The sequence below is a fragment of the Mesorhizobium sp. B1-1-5 genome (assembly GCF_006443065.1).
Classification (GTDB): Bacteria; Pseudomonadota; Alphaproteobacteria; order Rhizobiales; family Rhizobiaceae; genus Mesorhizobium.
The window spans coordinates 1-1853 of record NZ_VFWS01000277.1 but is presented as its reverse complement, the minus strand read 5'-3'; the positions used below and the strand labels follow the sequence as shown (position 1 = coordinate 1853).

Genomic DNA, 1853 nt, shown 5'->3' with positions numbered 1-1853 from the left:
GGGCGAACCGAGGTTCGTCCCTCGCTCCTTTTCACCAGGATGCCTCGACCGCCATGCAGAAAAAGCCGAGTTGGCCGATCCTTGCCCTGACCGCCGGCATCGCGCTCAGCGCCTGCAAGATCCTTCCGACGCCATCGGCGCAAGGCGACGGCAATGCCTCCGCCTTCAACCCTGACAAGATGGTCGAGGACATCTGGGCGGCGAAAGTCATTCCCTATCTGCAGCAGAAGGCTGGACCGTTCGCCGAGGTCCATGCGCTGGCGAAGACCGATCCGGCCGCGGCCGGCGCCAAATACGGCAATCCGAAGAAGCAGGCGAATTCGCCATGGACGTTCGCCGTGCGCGTCGAGGGCAAGATCGTCGCGGCAAACACGCAGTCGCGCGCGGCCACCATCGATGTCGACGCCGACGGTGACGGCAAGGCGGACGCGCGCGTTCAGATCGGGCCGGCGATGCGCGGCACGGCACTGCGCGACAGCCTCGACTTCGTCCAGTTCAACGACTTCACCAACCAGATCGACTTCGCCCAGTTCGGCAAGGCTTTCAACGCCCATGCGGCCAAGACGGTGCTCTCCAAGCTGCCGCGCGAGGCGCTGGAAGGCCGCACCGCCAAGGTGCTCGGCGCCTATACGATCGAAGGCGGCCAGGACCTGCCGCTGGTGACGCCGGCTGAGGCCGAGATCGGGCCGAAGCCATGAGCCAGGCCAATGGCCATGACGTCATCCTCAAGCTGGAGGATGTCTCGAAAGTCTATGCCGGCACGGTCGCGGTCAAGCAGGCGAATTTCGAAGTGCGCAAGGGCGCGGTCAACGTGCTGGTCGGCGAAAACGGCGCCGGCAAGTCGACGCTGATGAAGATCATCGCCGGCGTCGAGCAGCCGACCGTAGGGCGCATCCTGCTCGAAGGCGAAGAGGTCTCTTTCTCGTCGTCGGGAGATGCGGTCGACCGCGGCATCGGCATGGTGTTCCAGGAGCTGAACCTGTTCGGCAACCTTTCGGTCGCCGAGAATATCTTCGCCACGCGCGAGATCACCAACCGCTTCCGCAAGATCGACCGCAAGGAACAGGAGCGCCGGGCCGGTGAATTCCTGGAGCGGCTGGAAGCCGGCATCCGGCCAGACATGCTGGTCGAGGATCTGCGCATCGGCCAGCAGCAACTGGTCGAGATCGCCAAGGCCTACGCGGCGCAGCCCAGGATCATCGTGCTGGACGAGCCGACATCGAGCCTGAGCGAGCACGAAACCGCGGCGCTGTTCCGGATCCTTCGCAAGATGCGCGATGACGGCATCGCCATCGTCTACATCAGCCATAGGCTGAAGGAGGTTCTCGAGATCGCCGACGAGGTGACCGTGCTGCGCGACGGCTCAATGATCGAGACCCGTCCGATCGATGGCATAACCGCGGCCGAGATGATCAGGCTGATGGTCGGCCGCGAGGTCGCCAACGTGTTCCCGAAAAGCCCGGCCGCGATCGGCAAGTCCGTGCTGCGTGTCGAACGCATCGGCGACGGGGCGCATTTCCGCGATGTCAGCTTCGATGTGCGCGCCGGCGAGATACTGGGCTTGACCGGACTGGTCGGGGCGGGGCGCACCGAGGTAGCGCGCGCCATCTTCGGCCTGTCGCGGCTGGTGGAGGGAACGGTCAGCGTCTACGGGCGCAAGGTCGCCATCAACTCTCCTTCCGAGGCGGTGCGAGCCGGGATCGCCTACGTCCCCGAGGACCGCAAGGGCGACGGCATCATTCCGGGCATGTCGGTCCGCGAGAACATCAGCCTGTCGATATTGCGGCGTCTGACCAGCTTCGGCCGTATCAGGCGCAGCGCCGACCGTTCGCTGGCGACGACCTATGTGAAGC

The 1853-nt window shown here is 65.1% G+C and carries 2 protein-coding genes; both read left to right on the top strand.

Annotated elements, in window-relative coordinates; translation table 11 throughout:
* Positions 1-53 precede the first annotated feature (53 nt).
* Positions 54-698, top strand: coding sequence for a DUF2291 family protein (locus tag FJ980_RS30375; protein WP_140547284.1), 645 nt, complete (start codon positions 54-56; stop codon positions 696-698).
* The coding region (locus tag FJ980_RS30370; RefSeq protein ID WP_140547283.1) for a sugar ABC transporter ATP-binding protein at positions 695-1853 on the top strand (1159 nt) is incomplete at its 3' end. The genes FJ980_RS30375 and FJ980_RS30370, both read left to right, overlap by 4 nt.